The 26,590-nt window shown below is 67.0% G+C and carries 30 protein-coding genes; 24 read left to right on the forward strand and 6 right to left on the reverse strand.

Going from position 1 to position 26,590, the window contains the following annotated elements; all coding sequences use genetic code 11:
- Positions 1 to 88: 88 nt before the first annotated feature.
- On the reverse strand, positions 89 to 238 hold the full coding sequence (locus tag J3476_RS01785; protein ID WP_207064899.1) for a hypothetical protein: 150 nt from the start codon (positions 236 to 238) through the stop codon (positions 89 to 91).
- Between the two features lie 450 nt (positions 239 to 688).
- On the opposite strand from J3476_RS01785, the gene J3476_RS01790 reads away from it, so the two are divergent.
- The 17 genes from J3476_RS01790 (at position 689) to J3476_RS01870 (ending at position 18,051) form a co-directional block, all read left to right on the forward strand.
- Positions 689 to 2,422, forward strand: coding sequence for an AMP-binding protein (locus J3476_RS01790; RefSeq protein ID WP_207064900.1), 1,734 nt, complete (start codon positions 689 to 691; stop codon positions 2,420 to 2,422).
- Between the two features lie 19 nt (positions 2,423 to 2,441).
- Positions 2,442 to 2,744 (forward strand): hypothetical protein, encoded by a 303-nt coding sequence (locus tag J3476_RS01795; protein WP_152515595.1) that lies wholly within the window; start codon positions 2,442 to 2,444, stop codon positions 2,742 to 2,744.
- A gap of 246 nt (positions 2,745 to 2,990) precedes the next feature.
- Complete coding sequence (locus J3476_RS01800) at positions 2,991 to 3,596, forward strand: TetR/AcrR family transcriptional regulator (protein WP_207064901.1); 606 nt, start codon at positions 2,991 to 2,993, stop codon at positions 3,594 to 3,596.
- A 43-nt stretch (positions 3,597 to 3,639) separates the two neighbouring features.
- Positions 3,640 to 4,221, forward strand: a complete 582-nt coding sequence (locus J3476_RS01805; protein ID WP_207064902.1) for a TetR/AcrR family transcriptional regulator — start codon at positions 3,640 to 3,642, stop codon at positions 4,219 to 4,221.
- A 193-nt stretch (positions 4,222 to 4,414) separates the two neighbouring features.
- On the forward strand, positions 4,415 to 5,866 hold the full coding sequence (locus tag J3476_RS01810) for a DUF3375 domain-containing protein (RefSeq protein ID WP_207064903.1): 1,452 nt from the start codon (positions 4,415 to 4,417) through the stop codon (positions 5,864 to 5,866).
- Positions 5,863 to 6,639 carry a DUF4194 domain-containing protein gene (locus J3476_RS01815; RefSeq protein ID WP_286182504.1) on the forward strand — a complete coding sequence of 259 codons (777 nt, stop codon included), beginning with the start codon at positions 5,863 to 5,865 and terminating at the stop codon, positions 6,637 to 6,639. The genes J3476_RS01810 and J3476_RS01815 overlap by 4 nt, the downstream gene beginning before the upstream one ends.
- Complete coding sequence (locus J3476_RS01820) at positions 6,632 to 10,009, forward strand: ATP-binding protein (RefSeq protein ID WP_207064904.1); 3,378 nt, start codon at positions 6,632 to 6,634, stop codon at positions 10,007 to 10,009. Before J3476_RS01815 ends, J3476_RS01820 begins: the two co-directional genes overlap by 8 nt.
- Before the next feature lie 197 nt (positions 10,010 to 10,206).
- Positions 10,207 to 10,773, forward strand: coding sequence for a TetR-like C-terminal domain-containing protein (locus tag J3476_RS01825; protein WP_286182505.1), 567 nt, complete (start codon positions 10,207 to 10,209; stop codon positions 10,771 to 10,773).
- A gap of 107 nt (positions 10,774 to 10,880) precedes the next feature.
- Positions 10,881 to 11,150, forward strand: coding sequence for a hypothetical protein (locus J3476_RS01830; protein ID WP_207064905.1), 270 nt, complete (start codon positions 10,881 to 10,883; stop codon positions 11,148 to 11,150).
- A 155-nt stretch (positions 11,151 to 11,305) separates the two neighbouring features.
- Positions 11,306 to 13,651 carry an EspA/EspE family type VII secretion system effector gene (locus tag J3476_RS01835; protein ID WP_207064906.1) on the forward strand — a complete coding sequence of 782 codons (2,346 nt, stop codon included), beginning with the start codon at positions 11,306 to 11,308 and terminating at the stop codon, positions 13,649 to 13,651.
- On the forward strand, positions 13,648 to 14,541 hold the full coding sequence (locus J3476_RS01840; RefSeq protein WP_207064907.1) for a hypothetical protein: 894 nt from the start codon (positions 13,648 to 13,650) through the stop codon (positions 14,539 to 14,541). The genes J3476_RS01835 and J3476_RS01840 overlap by 4 nt, the downstream gene beginning before the upstream one ends.
- A gap of 31 nt (positions 14,542 to 14,572) precedes the next feature.
- The gene (locus J3476_RS01845) at positions 14,573 to 14,890 is read left to right on the forward strand and encodes a hypothetical protein (RefSeq protein ID WP_207064908.1); all 318 of its coding nucleotides are present in this window, start codon (positions 14,573 to 14,575) and stop codon (positions 14,888 to 14,890) included.
- Positions 14,887 to 15,777 carry a hypothetical protein gene (locus J3476_RS01850; protein ID WP_207064909.1) on the forward strand — a complete coding sequence of 297 codons (891 nt, stop codon included), beginning with the start codon at positions 14,887 to 14,889 and terminating at the stop codon, positions 15,775 to 15,777. Before J3476_RS01845 ends, J3476_RS01850 begins: the two co-directional genes overlap by 4 nt.
- A 77-nt stretch (positions 15,778 to 15,854) precedes the next feature.
- Complete coding sequence (locus J3476_RS01855; protein ID WP_207064931.1) at positions 15,855 to 16,058, forward strand: TetR family transcriptional regulator; 204 nt, start codon at positions 15,855 to 15,857, stop codon at positions 16,056 to 16,058.
- 179 nt (positions 16,059 to 16,237) lie between these two features.
- Positions 16,238 to 16,945, forward strand: a complete 708-nt coding sequence (locus J3476_RS01860; protein ID WP_207064910.1) for a hypothetical protein — start codon at positions 16,238 to 16,240, stop codon at positions 16,943 to 16,945.
- Positions 16,946 to 16,976: 31 nt separating this feature from the next.
- A complete protein-coding gene (locus J3476_RS01865) occupies positions 16,977 to 17,537 on the forward strand; it encodes a TetR/AcrR family transcriptional regulator (RefSeq protein ID WP_207064911.1) in 561 nt (186 codons plus the stop codon).
- A 4-nt stretch (positions 17,538 to 17,541) separates the two neighbouring features.
- Positions 17,542 to 18,051, forward strand: coding sequence for a GAF domain-containing protein (locus J3476_RS01870; protein WP_207064912.1), 510 nt, complete (start codon positions 17,542 to 17,544; stop codon positions 18,049 to 18,051).
- Between the two features lie 59 nt (positions 18,052 to 18,110).
- On the opposite strand, the gene J3476_RS01875 is transcribed toward J3476_RS01870, so the two are convergent.
- Positions 18,111 to 18,437, reverse strand: a complete 327-nt coding sequence (locus J3476_RS01875; protein WP_286182506.1) for a nuclear transport factor 2 family protein — start codon at positions 18,435 to 18,437, stop codon at positions 18,111 to 18,113.
- Positions 18,438 to 18,524: 87 nt separating this feature from the next.
- Between J3476_RS01875 and J3476_RS01880 the strand changes: the two genes are divergently transcribed.
- From J3476_RS01880 to J3476_RS01890, 3 genes are all read left to right on the forward strand, one after another.
- Positions 18,525 to 19,283, forward strand: coding sequence for an SDR family oxidoreductase (locus tag J3476_RS01880; protein ID WP_207064913.1), 759 nt, complete (start codon positions 18,525 to 18,527; stop codon positions 19,281 to 19,283).
- Positions 19,284 to 19,405: 122 nt separating this feature from the next.
- Positions 19,406 to 20,323, forward strand: a complete 918-nt coding sequence (locus J3476_RS01885) for a zinc-binding dehydrogenase (protein WP_207064914.1) — start codon at positions 19,406 to 19,408, stop codon at positions 20,321 to 20,323.
- Between the two features lie 112 nt (positions 20,324 to 20,435).
- Positions 20,436 to 21,443, forward strand: a complete 1,008-nt coding sequence (locus tag J3476_RS01890) for a TerC family protein (protein WP_207064915.1) — start codon at positions 20,436 to 20,438, stop codon at positions 21,441 to 21,443.
- Between the two features lie 5 nt (positions 21,444 to 21,448).
- Here the strand turns inward: J3476_RS01890 and J3476_RS01895 are convergent, their stop codons facing one another.
- A complete protein-coding gene (locus tag J3476_RS01895; RefSeq protein ID WP_207064916.1) occupies positions 21,449 to 22,030 on the reverse strand; it encodes a TetR-like C-terminal domain-containing protein in 582 nt (193 codons plus the stop codon).
- 39 nt (positions 22,031 to 22,069) lie between these two features.
- Between J3476_RS01895 and J3476_RS01900 the strand changes: the two genes are divergently transcribed.
- The 4 genes from J3476_RS01900 (at position 22,070) to J3476_RS01915 (ending at position 24,952) form a co-directional block, all read left to right on the forward strand.
- Complete coding sequence (locus J3476_RS01900; RefSeq protein ID WP_286182508.1) at positions 22,070 to 22,552, forward strand: nuclear transport factor 2 family protein; 483 nt, start codon at positions 22,070 to 22,072, stop codon at positions 22,550 to 22,552.
- Positions 22,545 to 23,387 carry an NAD(P)H-binding protein gene (locus tag J3476_RS01905; RefSeq protein WP_207064917.1) on the forward strand — a complete coding sequence of 281 codons (843 nt, stop codon included), beginning with the start codon at positions 22,545 to 22,547 and terminating at the stop codon, positions 23,385 to 23,387. The genes J3476_RS01900 and J3476_RS01905 overlap by 8 nt, the downstream gene beginning before the upstream one ends.
- A 5-nt stretch (positions 23,388 to 23,392) precedes the next feature.
- The gene (locus J3476_RS01910) at positions 23,393 to 24,427 is read left to right on the forward strand and encodes a cupin domain-containing protein (RefSeq protein ID WP_207064918.1); all 1,035 of its coding nucleotides are present in this window, start codon (positions 23,393 to 23,395) and stop codon (positions 24,425 to 24,427) included.
- A gap of 228 nt (positions 24,428 to 24,655) precedes the next feature.
- A complete protein-coding gene (locus J3476_RS01915; protein ID WP_152515579.1) occupies positions 24,656 to 24,952 on the forward strand; it encodes a YiaA/YiaB family inner membrane protein in 297 nt (98 codons plus the stop codon).
- A gap of 64 nt (positions 24,953 to 25,016) precedes the next feature.
- Here J3476_RS01915 and J3476_RS01920 read toward each other — a convergent pair whose 3' ends face one another.
- From J3476_RS01920 to J3476_RS27770, 3 genes are all read right to left on the reverse strand, one after another.
- A complete protein-coding gene (locus tag J3476_RS01920; RefSeq protein WP_207064919.1) occupies positions 25,017 to 25,760 on the reverse strand; it encodes an alpha/beta fold hydrolase in 744 nt (247 codons plus the stop codon).
- Between the two features lie 94 nt (positions 25,761 to 25,854).
- Positions 25,855 to 26,253 (reverse strand): type II toxin-antitoxin system VapC family toxin, encoded by a 399-nt coding sequence (locus tag J3476_RS01925; protein WP_207064920.1) that lies wholly within the window; start codon positions 26,251 to 26,253, stop codon positions 25,855 to 25,857.
- Positions 26,250 to 26,510 (reverse strand): type II toxin-antitoxin system Phd/YefM family antitoxin, encoded by a 261-nt coding sequence (locus J3476_RS27770; RefSeq protein ID WP_283608624.1) that lies wholly within the window; start codon positions 26,508 to 26,510, stop codon positions 26,250 to 26,252. The genes J3476_RS01925 and J3476_RS27770 overlap by 4 nt, the downstream gene beginning before the upstream one ends.
- Positions 26,511 to 26,590: the final 80 nt, after the last annotated feature.

Here is a 26,590-nt window from a genome sequence, read left to right on the forward strand (position 1 = left end):
CGTCGAGTCACCCTTGCGTGGGCAAGTAATGCCGCGGCGGTCAGTCGATGAACAGCAGGCGACGGGTGGGTGTCCGCTTACCCATCGGTCAACGGAGGCCGGGAAGCGATCCACTCCCCCGGGTGTGGGCCGGCAGCGGCGCCTGCGCGGCCGCGACGCCATACAGCACGACGAGGATCGCCAGGAGGGTGACGAGCATGCGACGCTGCATGGCCTCTCCGATCGGGACTCTGGTCATGGTGGAGCACTTTCCGGGGGGAGGGCGATGGGGACGAACAGTTCGTCAGGGCGAATTCTGCTGTGCGCGAACAACATCGACGCTCACGATGCGGACGACCGCGCCGCGGTGAGGGCATTTGACAGTCTGGCGCCTAGGAATTCGCTGTGCGGACGCTGGACGTCGAGTGGTGTTTGCCAGCAACCATAAGCGCGATTAGGTTGCGGCTCAAGCCAAGTGCCATCGGCCGGTGGGAATCACCGATTCCGCACACCGACCGTCCGCGGCACGTCATACTTTCGTCAGCTTCTCCCGCGGAGGGTTCGGATACCACCCCGCGTGGGGAGGCGCGCGGCCGTTTCGCTCCAGACCCGGGCGGACGCGCCGGAGCCATTGAACCCGACGAGACGACCGGGACGTCGCCTTCACAACTTCTCGGCGACCCGCCCGGCGCAGGAAAGGGATCGCCAGATGCCCCCGATCGCCACGTCCATCCCCGCAGCACTCGCCGCCCGCGCGCAGGCACAGCCCGATGACGTCGCCTACACGTTCATCGACTACGACTACGACCCGGCCGGCGCCGCAGAGAGCCTGACGTGGTCAGAGGTGCACGAGCGGGTCCAGATCATCGCCGAGAAGCTGAGCAAGCTGGGTGCGCCCGGTGACCGTGCGGTGATCCTGGCTCCGCAGAGCCTCGACTATGTGGTCGCCTTCCTGGGCGCCATCCAGGCCGGCTTCGTGGCCGTGCCGCTGTCGATGCCGATGTTCCGCCAGCACGACGAGCGGGTGTCGGCCGTGATGGCCGATGCGACCCCGGTGGCGGTGCTGACCACCTCGGACGTCATCGAAGACGTCCGCAAGTACGGCCAGGTCGAATCGCGGTCGCACGCCCCGAAGTTCATCGAGGTCGACACGTTGGACTTCGACTCCCCGGCCAAGCCGCCGGCGCCGGTCGCGCTGCCCAAGGCCGGCTACATCCAGTACACGTCGGGGTCGACGCGCCGACCGGCCGGCGTCGTGGTGACCCATCAGAACATCTTCGAGAACATGGAACAGATCCTGCCGGACTATTTCGAGGCGTACGACGAGCCGCCGGCCGACCTGACCGTGGTCACGTGGTTGCCGCTGTATCACGACATGGGTCTGCTGGTCGGGGTGTTCCTCGGGATGCGGATGGGCCGCGGCACGGTGCTGATGAGCCCGGTGGCGTTCATGCAGAAGCCGGCCCGCTGGATCCAGCAGCTGACACTCAACCCGCACACGTTCACCGCCGCACCGAACTTCGCCTACGAGCTGGCGGTCAAGCGCACCAAGGACGAGGACCTGGCCGGGTTGGACCTCAGCGGCGTCGTGGTGATGATCAACGGCGCCGAGCGCGTGCACGGCGCGACGGTGCGCCGGTTCAACGAGCGGTTCGGCCCGTACGGCCTGCCCGAGGCGGCGATGCGGCCGTCCTACGGGCTGGCCGAGGCCACCGTCTACGTCACGTCGTCGGCCGGCGGGCGGGCCCCGACCTCGGTGCGATTCGACTACGACGAGTTGGCCGCCGGTCGGGCGCAGCCCTGCGCCGAAAATGCCGGCTCCGAGCACATCGGCCTCGGGGTGCCGCGTTCGACGACGGTGCGGGTGGTCGATCCGCAGACGCGTGTGGAGGCCCCGGCCGGCACCATCGGCGAGGTCTGGCTGCACGGCCCGCATGTGGCCGGCGGCTACTGGCACAACCCGCAGCTGACCGAGGAGTTGTTCGCGGGCCAGCTGGCCCGGACCACCGAGGGCACCCCGAAGGGTCCGTGGCTGCGCACCGGTGACCTCGGGGTCATCTACGACGAGGAGCTGTTCATCGTCGGGCGGATCAAGGATCTGCTCATCGTCGACGGCCGTAACCACTACCCCGACGACATCGAGGCCACGGTGCAGGAGCTGACCGGGGGCCGCGTCGCCGCCGTGTCGGTTCCCGACGACCCGAGCGAGAAGCTGGTGGTGATCGCCGAGCTGAAGAAGCAGCTCGACGCCGAGTTGCTGGACAGCGTCAAACAACAGGTGACGGCCGCGGTGTCCAAGACCCACAGCGTCCGCCTCGACGATCTGATGATGGTCGGTCCCGGGTCGTTGCCGCTGACCACCAGCGGGAAGGTGCGCCGCGGGACCTGCGTGGAGCTGTACCACTCCGACGGGTTCCGCCGGTTGGACGTCGCACCGGCATAGTCGAACATATGATCGATTCGTGGGCGATCTACAGAGCATCGGCCACGGCGGTCAGCCGACCCCCGTGGTCTTCCGTGCGGTCGACCCACCGCAGGACGTGTTGGTGGATCTGGTGGCCCTGTTCCCCCGCGAGCCGCACAGTCACGGCCGCTACCACCCGTTCGGGTTGCAGATGCACAAGGTGGTGCGCGGCGAGCTGACTCGGTGGGGCATGTGCGAGCAGGGGCACTGGTGGGGCCTGGTGAGCTATCCGGTCAGCCACGGGCCCAAGAGCGACCTGGTCATGCACTGGATCCCGGCCTGGATGTTGAAGAAGGCCTGATCGTCAGGTTCTGGCGGTGCCACTCCCCCACGGGGCACCGCCAGAACCCGACGCGTCGCGGCCTCACTCGACCCCTCGCTGCGGTACTCCACGCGCCGAGCGACGCCACGGGAAGATAGTACATAAACGTTGACGTTCTCGAAAAACAACTGTGTTCGCGAATGTCTTGCCCGGCCGGCCTTCGATGGACGACGCACCTAGCATTGACGCAATGCAGAGACCTGCATCGACCGAGGGGGGCGCCGCGTGGACGAGCGGCTGAGTTCCGGCCGGCATCATCTCAGTCCCGACCAGGTGGCCGCAGACCAGCAGAAGCGCTTGTTCAAGGCGCTGGCCGCGGTGATGGGTGAGAAGGGTTACAGCAACACCACGGTCGGTGACCTGATCAAACACGCCAGGGTGTCGCGGGCGACGTTCTACCAACAGTTCGAGTCCAAGCAGGACTGCTTCATGGCCGGCTACGCCCGCATGCAGAGCAACGTCATCGGCGGCCTGCGGACGACACCGGTGTCGGGAACTCCGATGACGCGCTTCCGCGCGATGCTCACCAACTACCTGAACTTCCTGGCCGCGGACCCGCCGACGGCGCGGTTGTACCTGGTCGAGGTGTACGCCGCGGGGCCGGAGGCGCTGCGCCGTCGCATGCAGTTGCAGCAGGACTTCGTCGCCGGTGTGGCCGAGGTGTTCGCCGCCCGCAGCAAAGCCGACAGGTTCGCCTGCCAGGCGCTGGTCGCGGCGATCTCGATGTTGGTCACCGGGGCGCTGGCCGACGGCGACGCCCAGGCAATCCTGGCGCTGGAGAAGCCGCTGGTGGAGTTCACCGAGCGGGTATTACCGGCGTCGCTGCACTGAATCAGTGTCGGCAACAGCCATTTTCCGATAGCGTCGCCCGCTTATGAGCGTCAGCCATTCGGAGTCGAAGGGTTTGCGCGAGCGGAAGAAGGTGCAGACGCGCCTGGCGATCCGCCGTGAAGCCTTCCGTCTGTTCGAGGAGCAGGGCTACGCCGAGACGACGATCGAGCAGATCGCTGCCGCCGCCGAGGTCTCCCCGCGCACGTTCTACCGGTATTTCGGCGTCAAGGAAGCACTGTTGCTGTCGGACGATCACATCTCGCCGACCGTCGAGGCGTTCGCCAACGCTCCCCGGCACCTGACCTACGTGCAGGCCTACCACCACGCGGTGACCGAGGTGTACGGGGCGCTGTCGCCGGAAGAGCGCGAGGATGCGATCGCCGGCCAGCGAATTCTGTATCAGGTACCCGAAGCGCGTGGGTTGCTGTACACCGCGTATCTGACGCTGGCCGATCTGCTCACCGAGGCGCTGCTGCGCCGCCCAGACGGGCCCGCCGACGAGGCCGAGCGCCGGGTCATCGCCGGTGCGATCATGGGCGTGCTGATCCTCACCGCCCAGGACACTCCGCTGCCCGAGGCGGCGATGGACCGGGCGTTGACGCTGCTGGACTCCCGGTTGTCCTGACCTCTTTTCGTTGAGACTGGACTGACTGCGGCGTCTTCTCGCACTTTCCCGTCGCCAGCGCAGCCTCGATGCACGAGGCCCACCCGCGGCACCAGTAGGGTCGGAAGAACCGCCCCTCCCCCGGCCTGGACTGTCGGCGCGGTGGCCTATCTTGGACCGTCCGACGAAGACGCCAGTTGCATCGAGGAGTCCAGTGGACGACACCGCCCAGCCGTCGGTTGCTGAGCTGCTCGACCACAACCGTGACCTGCAGGGATCCCGGGCGATCCGGATGCTGGCCACCCACAACCTCGGGCTCTACGCGACGCTGATGGAACGTCACCTGGCCGACGGCGTGATCCCCGAGACCGAGCTGGTGATCCGCTTGGAACGCGACCTGGACGACGTGGGTCACCCCGACGGACAGTCCGGCCTCGCGCTGATCAAGTCGTGGGCCAGCCAGGGCTGGCTGCATCGCATCGTCGACGAGCGCAGCGACCAGAATGTCTGCTATCTCACCCAGGACGCCCGCCGGGCGCTGGATTTCGTCCGGGGCCTGCGCCGCAACGACACCATCGCCACGGGCGGTTCCATTCACGGCATCGCCTCGCGGCTCAAGCAGGTGGCGGTGCGGGTCGACAACGACCCGGCCCGGATCCGCAAGCACATCGAAGCCGAGATCGCGGCCCTGCACAGCGAACTCGACCAGCTGGACGCCGGTGAGCGACCCGCCCCGGACCCCACCGACTGCTACGACGAGGCCCGCGCGATCGCGCTGCAGATGGAACGCCTGATCACCGACATCGGCCAGTACGGCACGATGATCGAGCAGGCCACCGCGGCGCTGGACGAGCCGATCGACACCAACACCGAGTACCGCGACCGTCAGCGTCAGATGTACGCCGACTACCAGGCCGCGTGGGACTCGAAGGGCCGCGACAGCCACCGCGCGTTCCTGCGGATGATCAACGACCCCGACCAGCGCGCCGAGTTCGAGGCCGACGTCGCCGCGGTCGCCGACGCACTGCCCGCGCTCGACCCCGCCCTGCGCAAGGTGATGGCGGGGTTCTTCGAACTGGTCGGTCACCAGATCGATGAGGTGGAACGGATTCAGCAGCGCTGCGCGCAACGGGTCAAGCGGTTCACCGCGTTCGGCACCCTCGAGCAGAGCCGCGGGGTCGCCCGCCAGCTCAACGAAGCGCTCGGTGCCGCGCGGGCGTTGCTGAAGACGTCGCTGACCGACTCGCGCCTGGACCTCGACGTGCCGCTGGCCCGTCACGCCATCAGTTCGGTGGGCGCACTGAGCTTCAAGATCGGTGACCTGTCGGCCCCCAAGCCGGCGCGGCCCGCCGACGGACAGGTCGACCTGGCCAGTTTCGCGGCGCTGACCACACAGGTCGACGCGCCGGCGATGTCTCAGATGCTCAACACGGCCCTGCACCACGGTCCGGTGTCGTTGCCCGACGCGGTGGCGCTGCTGGAGTCCGCCTACCTCGGGCACGTCATCGTGTTGTGGTCGTGGGCACTCAAACAGCCTGCCGCCGAATCGGTTCGCGAATCCGCCACGGTGCGGTTCCGGTCTCTCGACGGACGCGACCGCGAGATCGCCGTGCCGAGGCTGATGTTCACCGAACCGATCACCGCCCTCGTGGGAGCCGGCACATGAGCACCGATCAGTCCGTCGACAGCGGGAGCGCCGACACCGGGTCCCCTGACAGCCAGTCCGTCGCCGCCGAGTCCACCGGCACCGAGTCCATCGACTACAGGGGCTTTTCCGAACTGCCGCAGGTCGACCAGAACGCCCGCCCGCCTGCGCAGCGGCGGCCGCGGTTCGACGGCGACGTCTCCGAACTCCCGGACCGGGCCTGCTGGGCCCTGCAGCACCTGCTGACCCGGCGCTACGTCAGCGCCGAGAACGACGCCGACATCTACTCCTGGGTGTTGGAGTACCGCAACCAGCTCAGCGTGCGACTCTCCGAACTGGACCTGCTGCTGCGGGTGGTCGACGGCACCGACGTCGCGTTCGTCGAACAGGCCCGCTACGAATCCGCCAAGGGTATCAAGCTGTTACGCCGCGAACCGCTGGGCACCTACGACTCGATCCTCGCGCTGCACCTGGCGCAGATGATGCGCGCCGCCGGAGGGCAGCGGGTGCTGATCAGCCGCGAGGAGATGCACGGGCTGTTCTCCGGCGTGCTCAACGACACCGACCGCGACGCGGTCACGTTCACCGCCCGCATCGACGCCGCGATCGCACGCCTCACCGGGCTGGAGATCCTGCGTCGCAGCCGCGACGACGAGGACAGCTACACCATCAGCCCGGTGATCAGCGCGATCATGACGGCCTCGGTGATCACCGAGCTGCAGCAGCAGTTCGAACTGCTCACTCGTGGCGGCGCACCGGCCGACGACACCGAAGAGGTCGAACTCGATGACTGAACAATTCCATCTGTCGCGGCTGCAGGTCATCAACTGGGGCGTGTTCGACGGGTACCACTCGATCCCCTTCAGCATCGGCGGCGCGCTCATCGCCGGCGCCTCGGGCAGCGGTAAATCCTCTCTGCTGGACGCTATTTCGCTGGGATTCCTGCCGTTCAACCGGCGCAACTTCAACGCTTCCGGCGACAACACCGCTGCCGGGTCGAGCGCTGGCCGGCGCACCGTCGACAAGTACGTGCGCGGGGCGTGGGGCCAGCGCAGCGACGGTGGCAGCAGCCGGGTGATGTACCTGCGCGGCGACGGCACCGCCTGGTCGGCGGTCGCGGTCACCTACACCGGCGACACCGGGCGCTCGGTGACGGGGCTGGTCCTGAAGTGGCTGACCGGGGAGTCACGCAACGACTCGTCGAGCCGGTTCGTGCTCGGTGACGGCGACCTCGACATCGAGGAGATCTGCAACCGTTGGGCCGCAGGGAGATTCGACACCGGCGTGTTCAAGGAGGGCGGCTGGCGGTTCACCACCAAGGTGGAGTCGCAGTATCTGGCCCAGCTGTACGCCACGATCGGCATCCGCGCCTCCGACGCCGCCCAACAGCTGCTCGGCAAGGCGAAATCCCTCAAGAGCGTCGGCGGGCTGGAACAGTTCGTCCGCGAGTTCATGCTCGACGAACCGGACAGCCTGGCCCGGCTGCCCGAGGCGCTCAAGCAGATCGACCCGCTGGTGGAAGCCCGCGAGCTGCTGGCCGTCGCGCAGCGCAAACGCAAGATCCTCGGCGACATCGAGGCCATCCAGCACCGCTACGCCTCGGAGTCCTCCGATCTGGGCATCATCGACCTGGTGGACGCGCCGATGGTGCGGGCATTCACCGACCACGTCCGCGTGGCGCAGTGCCCCGCCCAGATCGCCGAGCTCGACACGGCCATCGACCAGCTCGACAACGAGGACGAGGACGTCACCCGCGCACTGAATCTGGCGAAGGCCGAGGCCGATTCGATCAACGCACAGATCAGCGGTTCGAGCGCGAGCATCGGACCGCTGCAGTCACAGGTCGCCGCCGCCGAGACCGAGGCCGAACAGGTGTCGCGTCGGCGCAGCGCCTACGAGGACCTCGTCCTCGCGCAGGGGCTGGAGGTGCCCGGCAGCGCCGAGGAGTTCTGGAATTTGCGTGAGGAGTTGCTCACCAAGGTCGCCGAGCTGCTGGCCCGGGTGGAACGCAACCGGGAGGCCTCGACCGACGCCGAGTACGCCCAGAAGGCCGCCCGCATCGCCCGCGACGACGCCGCCAAGGAGCTGCGCCGCGTCGAGCAGGTGGGTTCGGCACTGCCGGAGTTCGCGCTGACGATGCGCGACCAGGTCTGCGCCGCCATCGGGGTCGACGCGTCGGCCCTGCCGTATGTGGCCGAGCTGATGGACCTGCGCGCCGACCAGACCCGCTGGCGCGTCGCGGTGGAGAAGGTGCTGCGCGGGGTCGGCCTGCGGCTGCTGGTGCCCGACGAACACTGGGCGGCGGTGTTGCGGTTCGTCAACGAGACCAACATGCGGGGACGGCTGGCGCTGCATCACGTGCGGGTCAGGTCGCTGGGCGCCGAGCCCCCGCCGCTGGAACCGAACACGTTGGCGGGCAAGCTCTTCGTCGTCGACCCGGCCCATCCGTGCGCGGCGGAGGCCGCCGACGTCGTCGGCGCGGCCGGCGATCACCTGTGTGTCGACACCCCGGACGTGTTCGCGCGGTTCCGCCGCGCGGTCACCGACACCGGCCTGTACAAGGATTCCGACCGGTTGGCGGTCAAGGACGACCGGCGTCCGCTCAAACAATCGGACTACCTCTACCAGGGCGACGTGTCCGCGAAGATCAACGCCCTGACCGTCGACCTGGCTGCCGCCGAGGACGCCTACCAGCGGGCGCGGCGGGCGGCCGACGACATCGCCGCGCAGCGTCAGCAGTGGCGCGACCGGGCGACGGCGGCCAAGGCGATCTGTGATCAGTATCCGCAGTGGAGCCAGATCGACTCCGAGACCGCCGACGGGCACGCCGACCGGCTGCGCGAGCAGTACGAGCTGCTGCTGGCCGAGCACCCTGACATCGAGGTGCTCAACGCGCGTGCCGACGAATGCTGGGAGCAGATCCAGAAGCTGATGACCCGCCGAGGGGTGATCCACACACGTCGCGAGGATCTGGACACCCGGCGCACGCGGTTGCTCGAGCTGTCCGAACGGCTCTCGCCGGCGTTCGTGTCGGAGCCGCTGACGGATCTGCTGCGCCGCTACACCGCGATGGTGCCGGTGTCGCTGGAGTTGCTGGAGCCCGAGCCGCACCGGGAGGCCCTGTTCGGGGCGATCAAGCGTGAGCGCGAGCAGCTCCGGGAGAGCCGGCGCCGGTCCTACGACGAGCTGGCGCGCATCCTGAACACGTTCGACACGACGTTCCCGGATGCAATTCCCAACGACAGCAGTGACTTCGACGAACGCGTGCACGACTATGTGGCGCTGTGCCGGCACATCGATGAGCGTGAACTGCCCGAGGCCTACGAGCGGATGATGCGGCTGGTCACCGAGCAGGCGCCGGACGCGATCCTGACGCTGCACCGGGTGGCTGAACAAGAGGCCCGGCGCATCAGTGACCAGATCGACAGGGTGAACACCGGTTTGGGTGCGGTGGAGTTCAACCGCGGCACCCGGTTGACGTTGCGAGCCACCCCGCGGGCGCTGGCGGCGGTGTCGGAGCTGACCGAAATCGTACGGGCGATCTCCCGCCGTATCGCCGAGGTCGGGCTTGGCGACAAGCAGGCCATCCTCGACCAGTACGCCGACATTCTGCGGCTTCGAAATCGGTTGGCGTCCAGTGCACCCGAGGATCGGGCCTGGACCCGCGATGCGCTGGACGTGCGCAACCGGTTCACGTTCGACTGCGCCGAGTGGGACATCGCGTCCGAGGAGTTGATCCGCACCCACAGCAATGCCGGCGACAACTCCGGCGGCGAGCAGGAGAAGCTGATGGCGTTCTGTCTGGCCGGTGCGTTGAGCTTCAACCTGGCGGCGCCCGGACACGCGGGAACAGACGAAGCCAACAGGCCCGTTTTCGCGCAGCTGATGCTCGATGAGGCGTTCTCCAAGTCGGATCCGCAGTTCGCGCAGCAGGCCCTGCAGGCGTTCCGCAAGTTCGGCTTCCAGTTGGTGATCGTGGCGACGGTGCAGAACGCGACGACGATCCAGCCGTACATCGACAGTGTGGTGATGGTGTCCAAGACGGAGGCGACCGGGCGCAACGCGCGTCCGGTGGCCACGGTGGCGACACGGTCGATCGCGGAGTTCGGTGAGCTGCGCCGGGAGATGTCGGTGAGTGCGGCCCGGGTCCCCGCGGGCGTGTAGTCGGTTCCGGCCCGGGGGGTGCAGCCAGTTCCCGCGGGGGGTGGTGTGCGCGCGGGGGGGTGTGGTGAATGCGCGGGGCCGTGTAATCGTCGCGCCGAGGGGTGTTTTCGGGCCTGTACGCTGGTCGTCGACACGTTTGCTGGAATCGTCGCGTCCGACAATTATGCGGACCGTAGGCCCACCGGGGAGGGGGAGCCGTGACCGTGGAGCAGCCCTTGGACGAGGCCCGGCGGGCCACGATCGTCGCGGCAGTGCACGACGAGCTGGCGCGCTGGGGCATCGACCGGTTCAACCTGGGGGCGATGGCACACCGACACGGGCTCGACGCCGAGGAGATCCAACGTCATTGGCCCGATCCGGAGAGCCTGGTGCTCGACGCGTTGGCCAGTCGCCCCGGCGACGACTCACCGCTGCCCGACACGGGGTCGCTGCGCGAGGACTTGTTCCAGCTCGCGGTGCGGATGGCCGAGATGGTCACCTCGGAGGCCGGGCGCAAACTGCATGGTGGGCATCTCATCGCCGACCAGTTCCTGGCCAGCCTCGAGGTGAGGCAGACCGCCTGGCGTGACCGGGCGGCCCGTCTCGCGGTGGTCTTCGAGCGGGCCCGACAGCGCGGCGAGATCCGCGCCGGTGTCGAGCACACCACCGCGTTGGAGTTGTTGTTCGCGCCGATCAACATGCGCGCGCTCTACACCGGCGAGGTGGTCGACGACGCCTACTGCCGCACGGTGTCAGAACTCGTGTTCAACGCCGTCGCCTCCTGACGTTGAGACTGCAGCCCCGGCGACAAAGTGCGAGAAGACTCCGCCGTGAGCGCAGCCTCAACGGGTCTCCGACGAGCGCGACCGGCGTTCTTGGCCGAAAATGATCTATGAGCAGTTCCGAGTTGAGCGATGTGGCTTGGGACTTGGTTGAGCACTGCCGTGCCGCGCTGAGCATTCCCGAGCTCAACACCGCGTTCGTGCGCCTGGGTGTAGGTGACTACAGCGAAGCGATGGTGGTCGCTCTGAAGTCGCTGACCCGCAGCGCCGGCCCTCCGCTGACCGACCAATTGCTGGCCCGACTCACCACCGTCGCGCAGACCTATCACGTGGAACGCGAGTTCTCCGAGCTCCTCGCGGCGGCGCCACGCTCGGCCTGACCCCACCACTTCCCGTTGAGACTGCGTGGGCTGCGGCAAAGTACGAGAAGACGCCGCCGCCACTGCAGTCTGAACGTCGGCCCGGCGTGCAATTGGTGTCCTGACAGCTGTCAGGATGGGGCGATAATGAGGGGCATGGTGGGAGGCCGGGCGGGATGAGCGTGCTCGACGCGTTCCTGTCCACCTGGTCGAACGCCCGCGCCACCTTCGGTGAGGGTGTCCCCCAACCAGGCACCGGCTACGACCAGAGCGCACCGCTGACCACGTTGAAGAGCGACCTCGACCAGGCCGCCCCCGGGACTCACTGGTCCGGCGGAGCGGCCACTGTCTACGGCAACGCCAACACCGAGCACCAGCGCGTCATCGGCGAGCTCGGTGGCCTCGACCGTCGGCTCGCGGCGAAGGTGGACCAGTCCGCGCAGATCGTCGCCGCGGGCCGACAGGACCTCGACGCCGTGCGCAAGTGGGTGCTCGACGCCGCAGCCAGCGTTCCGAAGAACCGCGCCGGTGAGCAGATGCTCGTGCCCATCGTGAGCCGGGGTCTGGGTAGGCTCAGCGACATCGTGACGCGCCGCAACGGCGAGCTCAGCACCGTCGGCGGTGACATCCGCACCATCGGCTCGGAGTATCAGGCGCTGGGCACCGATCAGAAGTTCGCCGCCGACGGCGACCATGGCGACAACGACGGCGAGGACGACGGCGAGGACGCCCCAGAGGAGAGCTCCGCAGCCGAACAGGGCAGACAAGACTCCGAAGCACTGCAGGACGGCACGCTGACCGATGAGCAGCGTCAGCGGCTGGCCGAGAGCACCACCCTCACCGCGCAGCAGCAGAGCGCCCTCGACGAGGGAAACCTGACAATGCCGCCGGAACAGATGTCGTACCTGCAGGGGTTCTCGCAGGCGTTCGGAGACAAGACCCCCTCCGAGATCAAAGCGGACATGCAGGCGGCCGGGCCCGACGGCGCCCGGGTCGCCGACGCATTCCAGCTCGCGTCCAACCCCACCATCACCACCGGGCTGCCGGGGGCGGAGCCGCCCTCGGTCGAGCGGCCTGCCGCCGGCGGCGAGCACGCTCTGCCCGACGGCGTTCGTCAGGTGCTCGACGGGCCCGCACTCACCCAACCGTTCAGCGACACCATCCGTGATGACAACGGCAACGTCATCGTGCACGGCGAGCCGACCGGCCCGCTGCAGCCGACAAAGGGCCTCGACGATCTCGCCGACATCGTGCAGAGCGGCAACCGCGACCTGCAGGTCGGCACGGATCTGGACCGCGGCTTGATGGCCAAGGGCCAGGAGATGCTCGAGCAGTCCAACCGGTTGCCGATCGAGCAGGCCCCCGGGCCGGGGTTCGGTCCGCTCGACGACGGGCCGCGGTGGTACCACGAGCACGTCGACCCGACCCTGCAGAACATGTTCAACGCGGTGAATGCCGACGACGTGGTCGTCCACGACGTGGTGACCGGTCCCGGCGGCGGGGAATTCCTCGACGACCTGACCAAGCACCAGTGGCAGGACGACGGGCTCGCTGCCGGCGGCTTGTTCGACTGGGTCGCCGAGACTGCGCAGGACGACCCGACCGGACGTGCGGCGTCCACCGCTCACGCGTTGGCCGAGTACACCAGCGGTCACCAGCCGCAGCTGCTCAACCTGGCCGGCACCGACGGGCAGTCACTGGGTCAGGTGAACCCCGAACTGACCCGGGACCTGTCGCGGGTCTTCGCGCCCTACCTCGACGACATGGTGGGCAACAACATCGACGGCACCAACGACCGGTTCTTCCCGCCGCTCGACGGAGCCGAAGAGCAGCCGCTGAAGACCCGGGCACTGATGAGCGTCATGTATTCCGACGACCAGGCGGCAGAACATCTCTACCGAAACGCAGGATCGACGGTGGAGCACTACCTCGAGAGGGCCGCAACGTCCATCACAGACCAGGACCCCACGAGCGACAACATGGCGATGAAGGCTGCTGGACGATTGCAGAGCGCGCTCGATCTCGGATCTTTCGATGAGTCGTATGACCGCCTGCAGGACGGTCAGCAGGCTCTGCAGGATTCCTACCAACGTCGCTCAGCGCTTTTCGCCGGCGCTGCCGGACTAGTCAGTACCGCCCCTGTGGTCGGCAGCGGAAGCGCCTTCCTGAGCCCGTACCTGCAAGATCTCTTCGTAGGGGCTGCCCCAGCCGTCGACGCGACGGTGCCCACCACGCCACCACGAGATGCGTTCCCGATGCAGGTCAGGATGGCAGAGGTGCTGATTCATCATGAGCTGGGCGACGCGCAACTTCGCGAATGGGTGCAGGGCCAGGTCGGGTCTGACGGAAAAATCTTGGTGCCCTCCCACCAGCACCAGCCCAACGACTACAACATCCTCGCCAACAAGATCTCGTCCTTCTTTGAAGACATTCGCGGCGCCAACACCCTGATGGAGAATTACTGGGAGTCTTACGCCAAGTCTTACACCACTGCTGAACCGTCCATAGGTGGGCAGAAATGATCCGTCGCACATCAGCTTTGGTTATCGCAGCCCTGGTCGCCATGACCAGCACCGCCTGTGACACAGACGCCGACCGCGACCCTGCCAATGCATCCGATCCTCCGGCCCAAACCACCGTGGCGAAGTGGCCGAATTCACTGGCTGAGTTCAGGTTCCACTGGTCTTCCGGACCGGGTATCGACGTGGCGTTTGGCGCCGCAGTCCCGCTCCGCGCCTATCTCGAATCCTGGTATGTAGCAACCTGGACCAACGACGCAGACAACGTGTATCCGGGTTTCACCCGCGCCACCGCGGAAAGCGACGACCGCGATGGCGATTACCTCGGCCAGCTCGTCTTCATCAGACCGCTAGAGAACGTGCCCGCTCACGACGCAGAAAGCGTCCGGCCTTTCGGCTACATCCCGTTTCACATCCTGAGTGTCGAACCGATCGAGAAAGGCGTGCGCGCCTACGTGTGTGAAGGGTCCTACGCGATCTACTTCAAAAGCCTTACCCAGCCTGGAAAATTCATCTCGGTGGCCGCCGATAAGGCAACCGGCACCGTCAGCGATCCCCTCGACACCGTGTACGTCAACAGGATAGAGCTCAGCCAGGAGGACCCGCGCATTCCGGCAGGCGCCTCGGATGTCGACACACCACAAGAGGGTCCCGCCCCCGCACCGGTCGGGGACGTGTTCGGTCACTGGTTCATCACCGGCGCCAGCAGTTCCCTGTGGGGACCTGTGGACGCCGACCCACCGGATTTCTTCGTCACCCCCGACATGCGCCGACAGTGCCAGGAGGCCATGCCGGACTCACCGGAAAAGCAAATCGAGATGGCCACCGGGTTCAAGAACATCCCACCACCTCACGGCCGGCCGATCCCCGGCTGGCCCCTCGCACCGCAATAACTCGCCTCGCGGCAAGCGCTACCATCCACACATGGCCCGGCCCCCGAAGTTCGACCGCGACGAAGCGCTGGGCTGCGCCATGAAGGTGTTCTGGGAGAAAGGTTTCAACGGCTTCAAGCGCGACCCCGGCAAGACCGAGATTCGCGAGTGGCTGCAGCAACGGATCGGTGAGGACGGTCGACTGCAGGTGCCTGACGATGACGCAGATCCAAAGATCTACAACGAGTTCGCCGACAACATTAAGTCTCTCTTCGAATATGTCGACGGAGCAAACTCACTCATGGAGACCTATTGGGAAACGTATACCGGTGGCTATCACCAGGCCGATCCCAGGATCGCTGGCGAATGACGCGAAAGACTATCGCCTGCCTGTTCTTCGTGGCCTGCATCGCGGGCCTCACCCAAGGGTGCGGTTCTGGCGGACAACCTCCGACCGGGCACGGTTCCTCGGCTGAACAGTTCGCGAACTGGCCGAGCGCCTTGGACAATTTCCGATTCCACTGGACCTCTGATCCCGAGGTTCCACTGACGACGGGTTTCGCGGTACCGATCAGAGCGTATTTCGAGTCGTGGTACATCGCCTCCTGGACCAACAACGCGGAAGCGGTGTATCCGGGATTTCTGCGCGCCACTCCGGAAAGTGACGACCTGGACGGGGATTATCTAGGCCAGCTTGCCTGGGTCAGGCCGCTGAACGGCCGGCCGGGTTACCCCACCGAGCCGGTAACCCCCTACGGCTTCATGCCAGTGCACATCCAGAGTGTCGAGCCCATTGATAATGGCTTGCGAGTGACCGTATGCGAAGGCCAATATGCAGCGTTCTTACCCAGCGAATCCGCACCGAACCAGATGATTTCCCTCGCTGCGAACAAGCAGACTGGCGAGCTACGTGATCCACTCGACACGGTGTTGGTGAATCGAATCGAGTTGACCCAAAACCACCCCCGAATTCCGGCCGGAGCTTCGGACGTCGACACACCGCAAGAAGGACCCGCCCCCGCTCCGGTCGGGGACGTCTTCGGCCACTGGTTCATCACCGGGGCGAGCAGTTCACTGTGGGGGCCTGTGGACGCCAAACCCCACCCAGATTTCTTCGTGACGCCCGACATGCGCCGGCAGTGTCAGGAGGCCATGCCGGACTCACCGGAAACTCAGATCGAAATGGCCACCGGGTTCAAGGACAACCCACCACCTCACGGCCAGCCGATTCCCGGCTGGCCCCTCGCGCCCCAGTAGCTCGCATCGTGGCAAGCACTACCCTCGACACACAGCCCGGCCGCCGAGTCGACCGCGACGACACGCTGGACTGTGCCATGAAAGTGTTCTGGGAGAAAGGTTTCGACGGAACCTCGAGCAGCGATCTCATCGCCGCCATGGGTATCTCATCCCCGAGCCTCTACGCAGTGCGTTCACTGTTCGGATTCGTCCACGGGGCGGACTCCCTCACCGAGACCTATTGGAAAAAATGCACAGGTAGCTATCACGCAGCCGATCCGAGAACTGGACAATCGCCGTGAAGAAATTCTGGTCACTGGCAACGGTAGCTGCACTCGTCGCTGGTGGAACTCTCGCTTGTCGACCGGGCGCCCCGGAAGGAACTCCACATACGACGCCAACCGGCCAAGAACACTCTGCCCATTGGCCGGATTCGTTGGAGCGCTTTCGCTTCCACTGGTCTTCCAGCCCCGGTCTAGCATTGACGACCGGTGTCGCTGTACCCATTCGCGCCTATCTCGAATCGTGGTACATCGCCTCGTGGACGAACGATCCCGAGAATGTCTACCCGGGCTTCCTTCGGGCGACGCCAGAGAGTGCTGATCTGGATGGCAACTATCTCGGCCAGCTGGCGTGGATCCGGCCACTCAACGGCGCGCCGTCATATCCTGTCGACCCTGCAAAACCTCTGGGCTACATGCCGATGCACATCCAAAGCGTGGATGCGGTCGCGAGTGGACTGCGCGTCACGGTATGCCTGGGCGAGTACAGCATTTACTTCGCCAGTGATTCCTCCGCCGGGAAGCTCGTTTCCGTTGCGGCGGACAAGTCAACGGCTCAGCTCGCCGATCCGCTCGACACGGTTCGAGTCAAACGAATCGAGTTGACGAACAACGATCCTCGAATTCCTGCAGACGCCTCGGATGTCGACACACCACAAGAAGGCCCCGCCCCCGCACCGGTCGGGGACGTGTTCGGCCACTGGTTCATCACCGGCGCCAGCAGTTCCCTGTGGGGACCTGTGGACGCCGACCCACCGGATTTCTTCGTCACCCCCGACATGCGCCGACAGTGCCAGGAGGCCATGCCGGACTCACCGGAAAAGCAAATCGAGATGGCCACCGGCTACAAAGACAGCCCGCCGCCACACGGCCGGCCGATCCCCGGCTGGCCCCTCGCACCGCAATAACTCGGCTCGCGGCAAGCGCTACCATCCACACATGGCCCGGCCCCCGAAGTTCGACCGCGACGAAGCGCTGGGCTGCGCCATGAAGGTGTTCTGGGAGAAAGGTTTCGACGGCACCTCGATCAGCGACCTCACCGCAGCCATGGGCATCTCGCCCCCCAGCCTGTACGCGGCCTTCGGCGACAAACAGTCCTTGTTCGACGCGGCCGTGGATCTCTACGAGCAGGACGCGGTGCTGTCACCGGCTCTGAAGGCAGCCACCGCCCGCGAGGTGGCAGAACAGATCTTCAGCCGCGCCGTCGACCTCTACGCCCGCCCCTCGCACCCGCGCGGCTGCATGGTGATCGCCGACCCCACCCTGCAAGATCGTCGCCGCAGCGGAAAAGACGCCATCGTCCGGCGCTTACGCCGGGCCAAACGGACCGGTGACCTTCCCGTAGACAGCGACCCCCGAGCTTTGGCCGACTATCTCGACCTGGTCCTGCGAGGGATGTCGAGCAAGGCCCGCGACGGTGCCACCCGGGCCCAACTCCGCGCCGCCGCCGACATCGCGCTCGCCGCGTGGCCCGCCCCGGCGCGCAACCTGGCAGACTGAGTTGATGACCGAGCACGACGACACCACCGCTTCCCACCGCCCCGACGCCACCGACGGGCTGGCCTCGGTGGCACCCGGCCTCGAGGAACTGGCGCAGCAGCTCAACGTGAAGTCCGTTCTGGTCATGCGCTCGGAGCCGGATTCGATGGTCGTCGCCGCCACCGGGGGTGAGGCCACCCAGCACTACACCGTCGGCGCGGCAGGTAAGAAGGCCGGCGACGACGAGGATCGCACCCCGTTGTACTGCGAGCGGGTGGTGAACTCCGACGAGGCGTTGTTCGTCCGCGACTCACGCGCCGATGCCGTCTTCGCCGGCAACGAGGACGAGACCGAGTTCGGCTTGCACAACTATCTGGGTCTACCGGTGCACGACGCCGAGGGCAACGTGGTCGGAACGGTGTGCGCCCTCGACGACACCGCCCGCGACTACTCCGCCGAGGAGCAGCAGAAGCTGGCGCAACTCCGCTCGGATGTCGAAGCTCTCGTGCGGGAGAACCCCGACGCGCTACGCTGACGGCCGGATCATCCCGGCTGTGTTGTCACCACCGTGAACAGCTTTGCGATGACGCCGTTTTAGACGAGCGCCACATCGAAGCCCGATACCAGGGGTGTGCCGGGCTCGTCCCCGGGCGGGAAGACGTCCCAGGCCAGAAACCCCATGCTCCCGGCCTGATAGACCGGACCTGACTGCGAGAATCCGAGCCCGGCGAGCTGGCCGTCGAGAAGTTCCTGAGCCTTCTGATGGAGCCGGTCCTGGCCGGTGACCGTCTCCTCGCCGTCGGCCCAGCGGACGTCGGGGGCGTAGTTGCGCCGAATCACCTCCAGCCGTCGCTGCGGATCCCGCTCGTTGAACACCGCGAGCAAATTCTCTTCCATCAACGCAACGACGCTGTCAGCCAACGCGACTCCTCCGGTCAGGCGTACCGGGGAATTCTATAACGATCGTTCAAGTTGGTGCCACGGGTAGACCCCTCGAAAGGAAGCCCGATGACACACTCCCCCACCTTGCCGCTCAGCGGTCGCCGCGCCCTGGTGACCGGCGGCTCCCGAGGTATCGGCGCGGGCATCGTGCGCCGTCTCGTCGCCGACGGAGCCGATGTCGCCTTCACCTACAGCACGTCGGCGGGCGCGGCAGACAACCTTGTCGCCGAGCTGTCGACCAACGGCACGAAGGTCGTTGCGCTGCAGGCTGACAGCGCCGATGCCGACGCGGTTCAAGCCGCCGTCACCGAGACGGTCCACCAGCTCGGCGGCGTGGACATCTTGGTCAACAACGCCGGCATCGCCTCCCTCGCTCCGCTGGAGTCGTTGTCTCTGGAGGAGTTCGACCGGATGGTGGCGGTCAATGTACGGGCGGTGTTCGTCGCCATCCAGGCCGCCGTCGGGCACATGACAGGCGGGGGTCGCGTCATCACCATCGGCAGCGTGAACGGCGACAGTGTGCCGGTGGCCGCCGGTCTGTCGGTCTACGCGATGACCAAAGCGGCGGTGGCCGGGTTGACGCGCGGGCTCGCCCGGGAGCTGGGTCCGCGGCAGATCACGATCAACAACCTCGCCGTCGGACCCGTTGCGGCCGACTTGAACCCCGACGAGGGTGACTTCGCCGACGCGAACCGGGCCCAGACCGCACTGGGCCGCTACGGCGACACGGCCGACGTCGCCAGCGTCGTCTCCTATCTGAGCCGACCGGAGGCCGCCTGGGTCACCGGCGCCACCTGGGCGGTCGATGGCGGCTACACCGTCTGACCCCACCCGTTGAGACTGCGTCAGCGGNNCCGCTGACGCAGTCTCAACGCAACCTGGGGCCCGTTTCGCCGTCTGCGCAGGGGGTAGCCCGCAGGTTCAGGCGCGAACACAACGGAGGACCCATGCGGGCAGCAGTGCTGGAGGCAGTCGGCGAGACGCCCCACGTCAAAGATTTCGAAGAGCCAGGCGGGCAGGACATCGTCACCGTGACACTGGCCGGCTGCAACCCCGTTGACATCGTGCTGGCGTCGAGCGACCTGCTCAAGCCGAGCGTCCCGCTGGTCGTCGGCCGGGAAGGTGTCGGCTTCACCGATGACGGCACCCGCGTCTACTTCAACTCGCCGCCGATGCCGTTCGGCTCGTGGGCCGAACGCGCCGCCTTCGACCCCGACCGTGCCTTCCCCATCCCCGAGACCGTCGACGACGACCTGGCGGTGGCGCTGGGCATCGCCGGCCTGGCCGCGTGGCTGCCGCTGACCCGCCACGCCGAGCTCTCGGCCGGGCAGTCTGTTCTCGTGTTGGGCGCCACCGGGGTGGTGGGCAGCATCGCGGTTCAGGCCGCCAAGATCCTCGGGGCGGGTCGCGTCGTCGCCGCCGGCCGCCACAAGGACGCCCTGGAGAAGACACGCGACCTCGGCGCCGACGCCCTCGTCGAACTCGGCGGCGGTGATGACGCGCAAGCGCTGAAGGAAGAGGCCGGCGACGGATACGACGTCGTCCTCGACATGGTGTACGGCGAGCCGTTCCTGGCCGCGCTGGAATCTTCCGCACCCCAGGCGACCCTCGTCACTGTCGGTGAGGGTGCCGGTGGAGCGCCGCAGGTGCCATTTCGGAGTCTGATGGGACGCACGCACGTCGGGCACAACAACAACGTGATGGGCAACGCGGTCATGCGGCAGGGTTACCAGGAGCTGATCGCGCTGGCCGAGCAGAAGCGCCTCACGGTGGAGACGGTCCGGTACGACCTCGAGGACGCCGGGAAGGCGTGGCAGGCCCAGGCAGACAGCCCACACGTCAAGATCGGCATCGTCCCGAAATGACCCTCCGCCCCGGCGTTGAGACTGCGTCCACGGCGGCGAAGTGCGAGTAGGGTCCGCGGCCAGCGCAGTCTGAACGCAGGGTGTAGTTCTGCGGGCAAGGTACAAATGACCCATGTCCGAGATCAGCGGGTTGACGTGGGGTCTGACGATCGGTGTGGTCGTCGTGTTGCTGGCGGTGGATCTGATCCTGGCCGCGCTGCGGCCGCACAAGGTCGGCTTCAAGGAAGCGACCGCGTGGTCGCTGTTCTACATCGCCGTCGCCATCGCCTTCGGCGTGTGGTTCACCGTCACCTACGGCAGCACTCTGGGCACCGAGTACTTCGCCGGCTACATCGTCGAGAAGAGCCTGTCGGTCGACAACCTGTTCGTGTTCGTCATCATCATGGCGACGTTCGCGGTGCCCGAGGAGCACCAGCACAAGGTGCTGACCTTCGGCATCATCCTGGCGCTGATCATGCGCGCGATCTTCATCGCGCTCGGCGCCACGCTGCTGTCGCTGTTCAGCTTCATGTTCCTGCTGTTCGGAATCCTGCTGATCTGGACGGCCATCCAGTTGTTCCGGCACCGCGACGAGGATCCCGACGTCGAGAACAACATCATGGTGCGCGCGACGCGGCGGTTCCTGCCGGTCACCGAGACCTACGACGGCGGCAAACTCGTCACCCGGGTCGACGGCCGCCGGATGGTGACGCCGATGATGGCGGTGCTCATCTCCATCGGCAGCGTCGACCTGCTGTTCGCGCTGGACTCGATCCCGGCGGTGTTCGGCATCACCCGGGAGCCGTTCATCGTGTTCGCGGCCAACGCGTTCGCACTGCTGGGCCTGCGGGCGCTGTTCTTCCTCGTCAAGGGCCTGCTCGACCGGCTGGTGTACCTGTCGACCGGGCTGTCGATCATCTTGGCATTCATCGGCGTCAAGCTGGTGCTGCACTGGGCGCACGTCGACATCAACCCGAGCATCCCCGAGGTCGACACCTACGTCAGCCTCGGCGTGATCGTGGTGATCCTGACGATCGTCACGGTGGCGAGCCTGATCAAGACCCGCCAGGATCCCACTGCGAAGGCACATCCGGGCTCGCTGCGCGCCAGCCCGCCGCGCGACGACAGCAAGGAACGCTGAGCCGGCTACGCGCGGGGCGAGCCCAACGCGTGCAGGACGGTATCGACCACTCGATCGAGGTATGCCGGCGTCACCTGTTCGCGGCGTCCGCAGATCCGCCAGAAGACCGGGGCGGCGATCAGATCGAGTACGTATTCGCTGTCGACGTCCGGTGACACCTCGCCGCGGGTGATCGCGGCGTCGATCACCGCCTGCCCGTAGTTCCTGCGGGCGGAGCCGAGCCGTTCGGTCAGAGCGGCGGCGAGCTCGGGGTTGCGCGTGGCCTCGGCGATGAGGTCGGGGATGATTCGCGACATCCGCGCGTCGGTTAGCCAGTCGGCGACGCCGTGCACGAGACGGGCGATGTCGTCGGCGAGATCCTCGGTCGGGGCGGTCTCGGCCATCGGCACGCTGATGGTCGTCACGACCTCGAGCACCATCTCCTGCTTCGACGACCAGCGCCGGTACAGCGCCGCCTTGCCTGCTCGCGCGCGCCGGGCCACCCCGTCCATCGTCAGCCTGCCGAAGCCTACCGCGGCGAGCTCGTCGAGCACCGCCTCGACGATGCCGTCGGTCACGCCGGCTCGCAGCGTCGCCCTGGTTCGCATACCGGGAATACTATCCGAAACGGAACGGTTCCGTTCCATATGAACGACGAAAGAACCACCGTGGCCACCGACGACGAACGACACGCCCACTCCGATCGGGTGGTGGACACCCTGCTCGACAGCCTGCGCCGCAATGACATGCGAGCCTTCGCCGACCAGTGGGCCCCCGACGGGGTGATGGAGTTCCCGTTCGCGCCACCCGGATACCGGGTGCTGAACGGCCGCGACGACGTCTGGGATTACGTCAAGGACTACACCGCCACCATCCGCCTGGACGAGATCACCGAGCACCGGCGGCATCACACCCTGGATCCGACCGTGGTGATCCTCGAATTCTCCGCCAAAGGTGTTGCCGTACAGACGAACAACCCCTACCGGATGGACTACGTCGGGGTCGTCACGATCGGACCCGACGGCATACGGCACTACCGCGACTACTGGAACTCGCTGGCCGCGGCGGCCGCGATGGGCGGAGTGGACGCCCTGATGGCCGGCTTCACCGCGAAGGCCGCCGATGACTGAGCCCATCCTGGTCACCGGCGCGACGGGCAACACCGGCGCGCCCGTCGTGTCGGGTCTGCGCAGCCGCGGTTGCGTCGTGCGCGCGGCTACCCGCCGCCCCGACCCCGGTGACGGCGACGCCGTCAGGTTCGACTGGTTTGACCCGAGCACCTTCGCCGCCGCCCTGGCCGGCGTGCGGTCGATCTACCTCGTCGCCCCCGCCGGGGTGGCCGATCCGGCACCGGTGGTGCGTCCCTTTCTCGAGCAGGCCGCGGCGGGCGGGGTGCGGCGCGTCGTGGCGTTGAGTTCGTCGGCGGTGGCCCGCGGGGAGCCGCTGCTCGGCGAGATCCACACGATGGTCGTCGACCTCCTCAGCGAGCCCACGGTGCTGCGACCGTCGTGGTTCATGCAGAACTTCACCCGCGATCACGCACTGGCCGAGGGCATTCGGCGGTCACGCGAGATCGTCGCGGCCACCGGCGACGGCCGCCTCGGCTTCATCGACGCCGCTGACATCGCCGCCGTCGCAGTCGAGGCATTGGTGGCGGAGCGGCCGGTGGGCGTCGAGTTGGTGCTGACCGGTCCGGAGGCGCTGTCCTACGGACAGGCCGCAGCCATCATCTCCGACGTCGCAGGCACGCCGGTCCGGCATGTGGACGTGACGACGGCCGAATTGGCCGAGCGGCTCACCCGAGCCGGCTTGACGGGCGAGTTCGCCGCCGGGCTGGCAGCGCTGGACGAACGCGTCCGGGCCGGCGAGCAGAACCTGGTGACGACGACCGTCCACGACATCACCGGTCGTCGACCGACGTCCTTGCGAGAATTCCTCGCCGTTCACCGCGCGCGCTTAGCATGAGCGCCATGACCAGCCGGCATGCCACGTCCCTGATCAACGGTGAGCTCGTCGAGGAGTCCGACCTCGGCTCGATCCGCCGCGTCATCGCGGATCACTTCCCCATCCTGTCGGGGCTGTCGATCAAACGGATCGTCATCAACCCCGGCGCGATGCGCACTCCGCACTGGCACGCCAACTGCAACGAGCTCACCTACGTCGTCTCGGGCACGTCGTTCGTGTCGGTGCTCGACAGTTACAGCAAGTTCTCCAGTTTCACGGTCAGCGCCGGCGACATGTTCCACATCGACTCGGGGTCGCTGCACCACATCGAGAACATCGGTGAGGAGCCGGCCGAGTTCATCCTGGCGTTCCGCAGCGAGCGCCCCGAGGACTTCGGGTTGGCGGCGTCGTTCGGCGCGATGACGGACGCGGTGCTGGGCAACACCTATGACCTACCCGCCTCGGACTTCACCGCGATGCGCCGCGACACCGTCGACCGCAAGCTGGCCCGACGCAGCGGCGACGCCGAGGTACCGGCGACGGCGTGGTTCGACGATCCGCACAAGTTCTCGATCGAGGCGCAGAGCCCGGCCATCGGGGTCGCGGTGGGGTCCGCCCGGCTGGCCCGCGCGCAGTACTGGCCCGCGTTGAAGGATCTGTCGATGTATTCGCTGCGGATTCGCGAGGACGGCATGCGCGAACCGCACTGGCATCCGATCACCGCCGAAATGGGCTACGTGCACAAGGGTTCTGGGCGGATGACGGTGATGGACCCGGACGGTTCGCTGGACACGTACCTGCTCAACGAGGGCGACGTGTACTTCATCCCGCGCGCCTACCCGCACCACATCGAGGTCATCGACTCCCCCGACATCCACTTCGCGATCTTCTTCGACCAGCCGATGCCCGGCGACATCGGTTACCGCGCGTCGGCCAGCGCGTACTCACGGGAGGTGCTGGCCGCGACGTTCAACATGCACATCGACGACCTGCCCGCGTTCCCGTTCACCAAGACCGACCCGCTGATCGTCGGGCGGGTCAACCCGGTGGACGCGGTGTGACGACCTGCGCCACCTGAGGCGCTGCGGCGCCGGCTGAGGCGCCGACAGCCTAGGCGCCGCGGCGCCGACAGCTTAGGCGCCGAAAATGCCGTGGCACCGCCGGCTGAGGCGCCGAGAATGCCGTGACGGTCGTGGATTCGCTCGCGATACGACCGTGACGGCATTCTCAATGTCGATCGCGTAGGACTACTCATGCCCGCCGCCCAGCCCCGACGGCAGGCTGGGCGCATGGATGCTTTCGACGCGATGTCCAAGAACACCAGCGCCTTCTTCCTGCAGGCCGCGATCGCCTTCGGGGTGAGCTTCCTCGGGGTGCTGGGCGGGATCTTCTTTCTGCCGCTCGACATCTGGCCGCGGCTGTTCCTCGCCATGAGCGCGGTCTTCCTCGTCACGAGCTCGTTCACGCTGGCGAAGGTGATCCGCGATCAGCAGGAAGCGGCCACGATTCGCGTCCGGCTCGACGAGGTGCGGATGGAAAAACTACTGGCCGAACACAACCCGTTCACCACCGACCCGCTGAAGTAGCGTTCAGACCGCAACCACCGCGGAGAAGTGCGAGTAACCCCCGCAGCCAGCGCAGTCTCAACGCCTAGAGGGAGTCCCAGAACTCGGTCAGGGCTGCCGCGCCGCGCCGCGGGTCCTCGACCATCCACCAGTGGCCCAGGCCTTCCAGCACCGCGGTGCGCGCCCCCGCCCGTTCGGCGGCGCGGTGACGGGTGTCGCCGGCGCCGATGTAGGGGTCGTTGGTGGCGAGCAGCGCCAGACCGGGCCGCGCCTGCGCACGCTCCAGGTTGCGGCCGGCTTCGGCCATCGCGGGCTGGGCGGCCGACCGGTAGAGCGCCAGGATCGCGGTCACCATGTCGTCGTTCTGGTGTTCGGCGATCGCCGCCCCGATGTCGGCGGGGATCCCGAGCGAGACCATCAGCTCGGTGCGAGCCTCCACTCCTCCGCCCATCATGTTCTGCAGCATCTCCTCGCCCGCGCCGGGCGTCTGCCACGCCTGGGCCATGTCGTGCCACACGTAGTCGGGGTCGAACAGCCCGACGACGTCGCTGGCCCAGCTTCGCACCAGCTCCGGGCGGTGCATGACGACGTTGACGACGTGCCCGCCACCCCAGTCGTGCCCGACCAGGTCGATGGGGCCGTCGATCTTCTCCAGCTCGGCTTCGAGCCAGTCGCGGTACTCCAGATAGGTGGCGCCGAACCCCTCGGGAAGCGGGGCGCCGAAGCCGGGCGGCGACAGCAGCACGACGTCGTCGCGGCCGAGTGCCGCGACGAGCGGTCCCCAGATCGCCGAGGTTTCCGGATTGCCATGAACGAAGACGACGGTCATGCCCGCCATCCTGACACGGCGATCGGACGTTGAGACTGGACTCAGCGCGAGGAAGTTCGAGTAACGGGCGCACTCAGCGCAGTATGAACGCCTATCAGATACGAATGATGGTCAGCCCGGCGACACCGTCGAGAGCGTCGAAGTCGCCGTCCTGAGTGACGACGGGCAGCCCCCGCGATGCCGCGATCGCGGCAATCCACAGGTCGTTGATCCGCACCCGACGACCGCTCTCCGCGAGATGAACCCGCAGGCGCGCCCACATGCGGGCTGCGTCCTCGTCGACGGGAAGCGCGGTGATGTCGGCGACGGCGTCGAGTGTCGCCAATCGTTGGGCCCGAACGTCCGCCGACGCGGCCGCCAGGACGCCGGTGTTGAGTTCAGCCAGCGTGATGACGGTGGTCGCGACCTCGTCCGGGATCAATTCGCCGCGCAGCTGCCGTCCGCTTTCGCTGGCGATGAACACCGACGTGTCCAGCACGCCAACCGCTGTCACGGCAGCGGGCCCAGATCGTCTGTGTCGTCGCCGGCGAGCATCGCGAGGTCGGCACGCAGTCCGGGATCGGCCTGCACGCGAGATATGCGCGACAGCAGTTGTTCTCGGGTCAGCCACCGGCGCCGTGGAGGTTCGTACGCCGTGAGCCGGGCGACGGGTTGGCCGTTCACCGTCACGGTGATCTCCTCACCTGCCTGCACACGCCGGAGTAGACCAGCCGTACCGTTGCGCAGTTCGCGGGACGCCACCTCCGTCATGCGACGATCGTAGCACCGACGTAGCACCGCGGCCACCAGCCGCACTCAGCGCAGTCTGGATGAGTTCCTAAGGGATGTCA

It is taken from the genome of Mycobacterium sp. PO1 (assembly GCF_017312405.1).
Lineage (GTDB): Bacteria > Actinomycetota > Actinomycetes > Mycobacteriales > Mycobacteriaceae > Mycobacterium.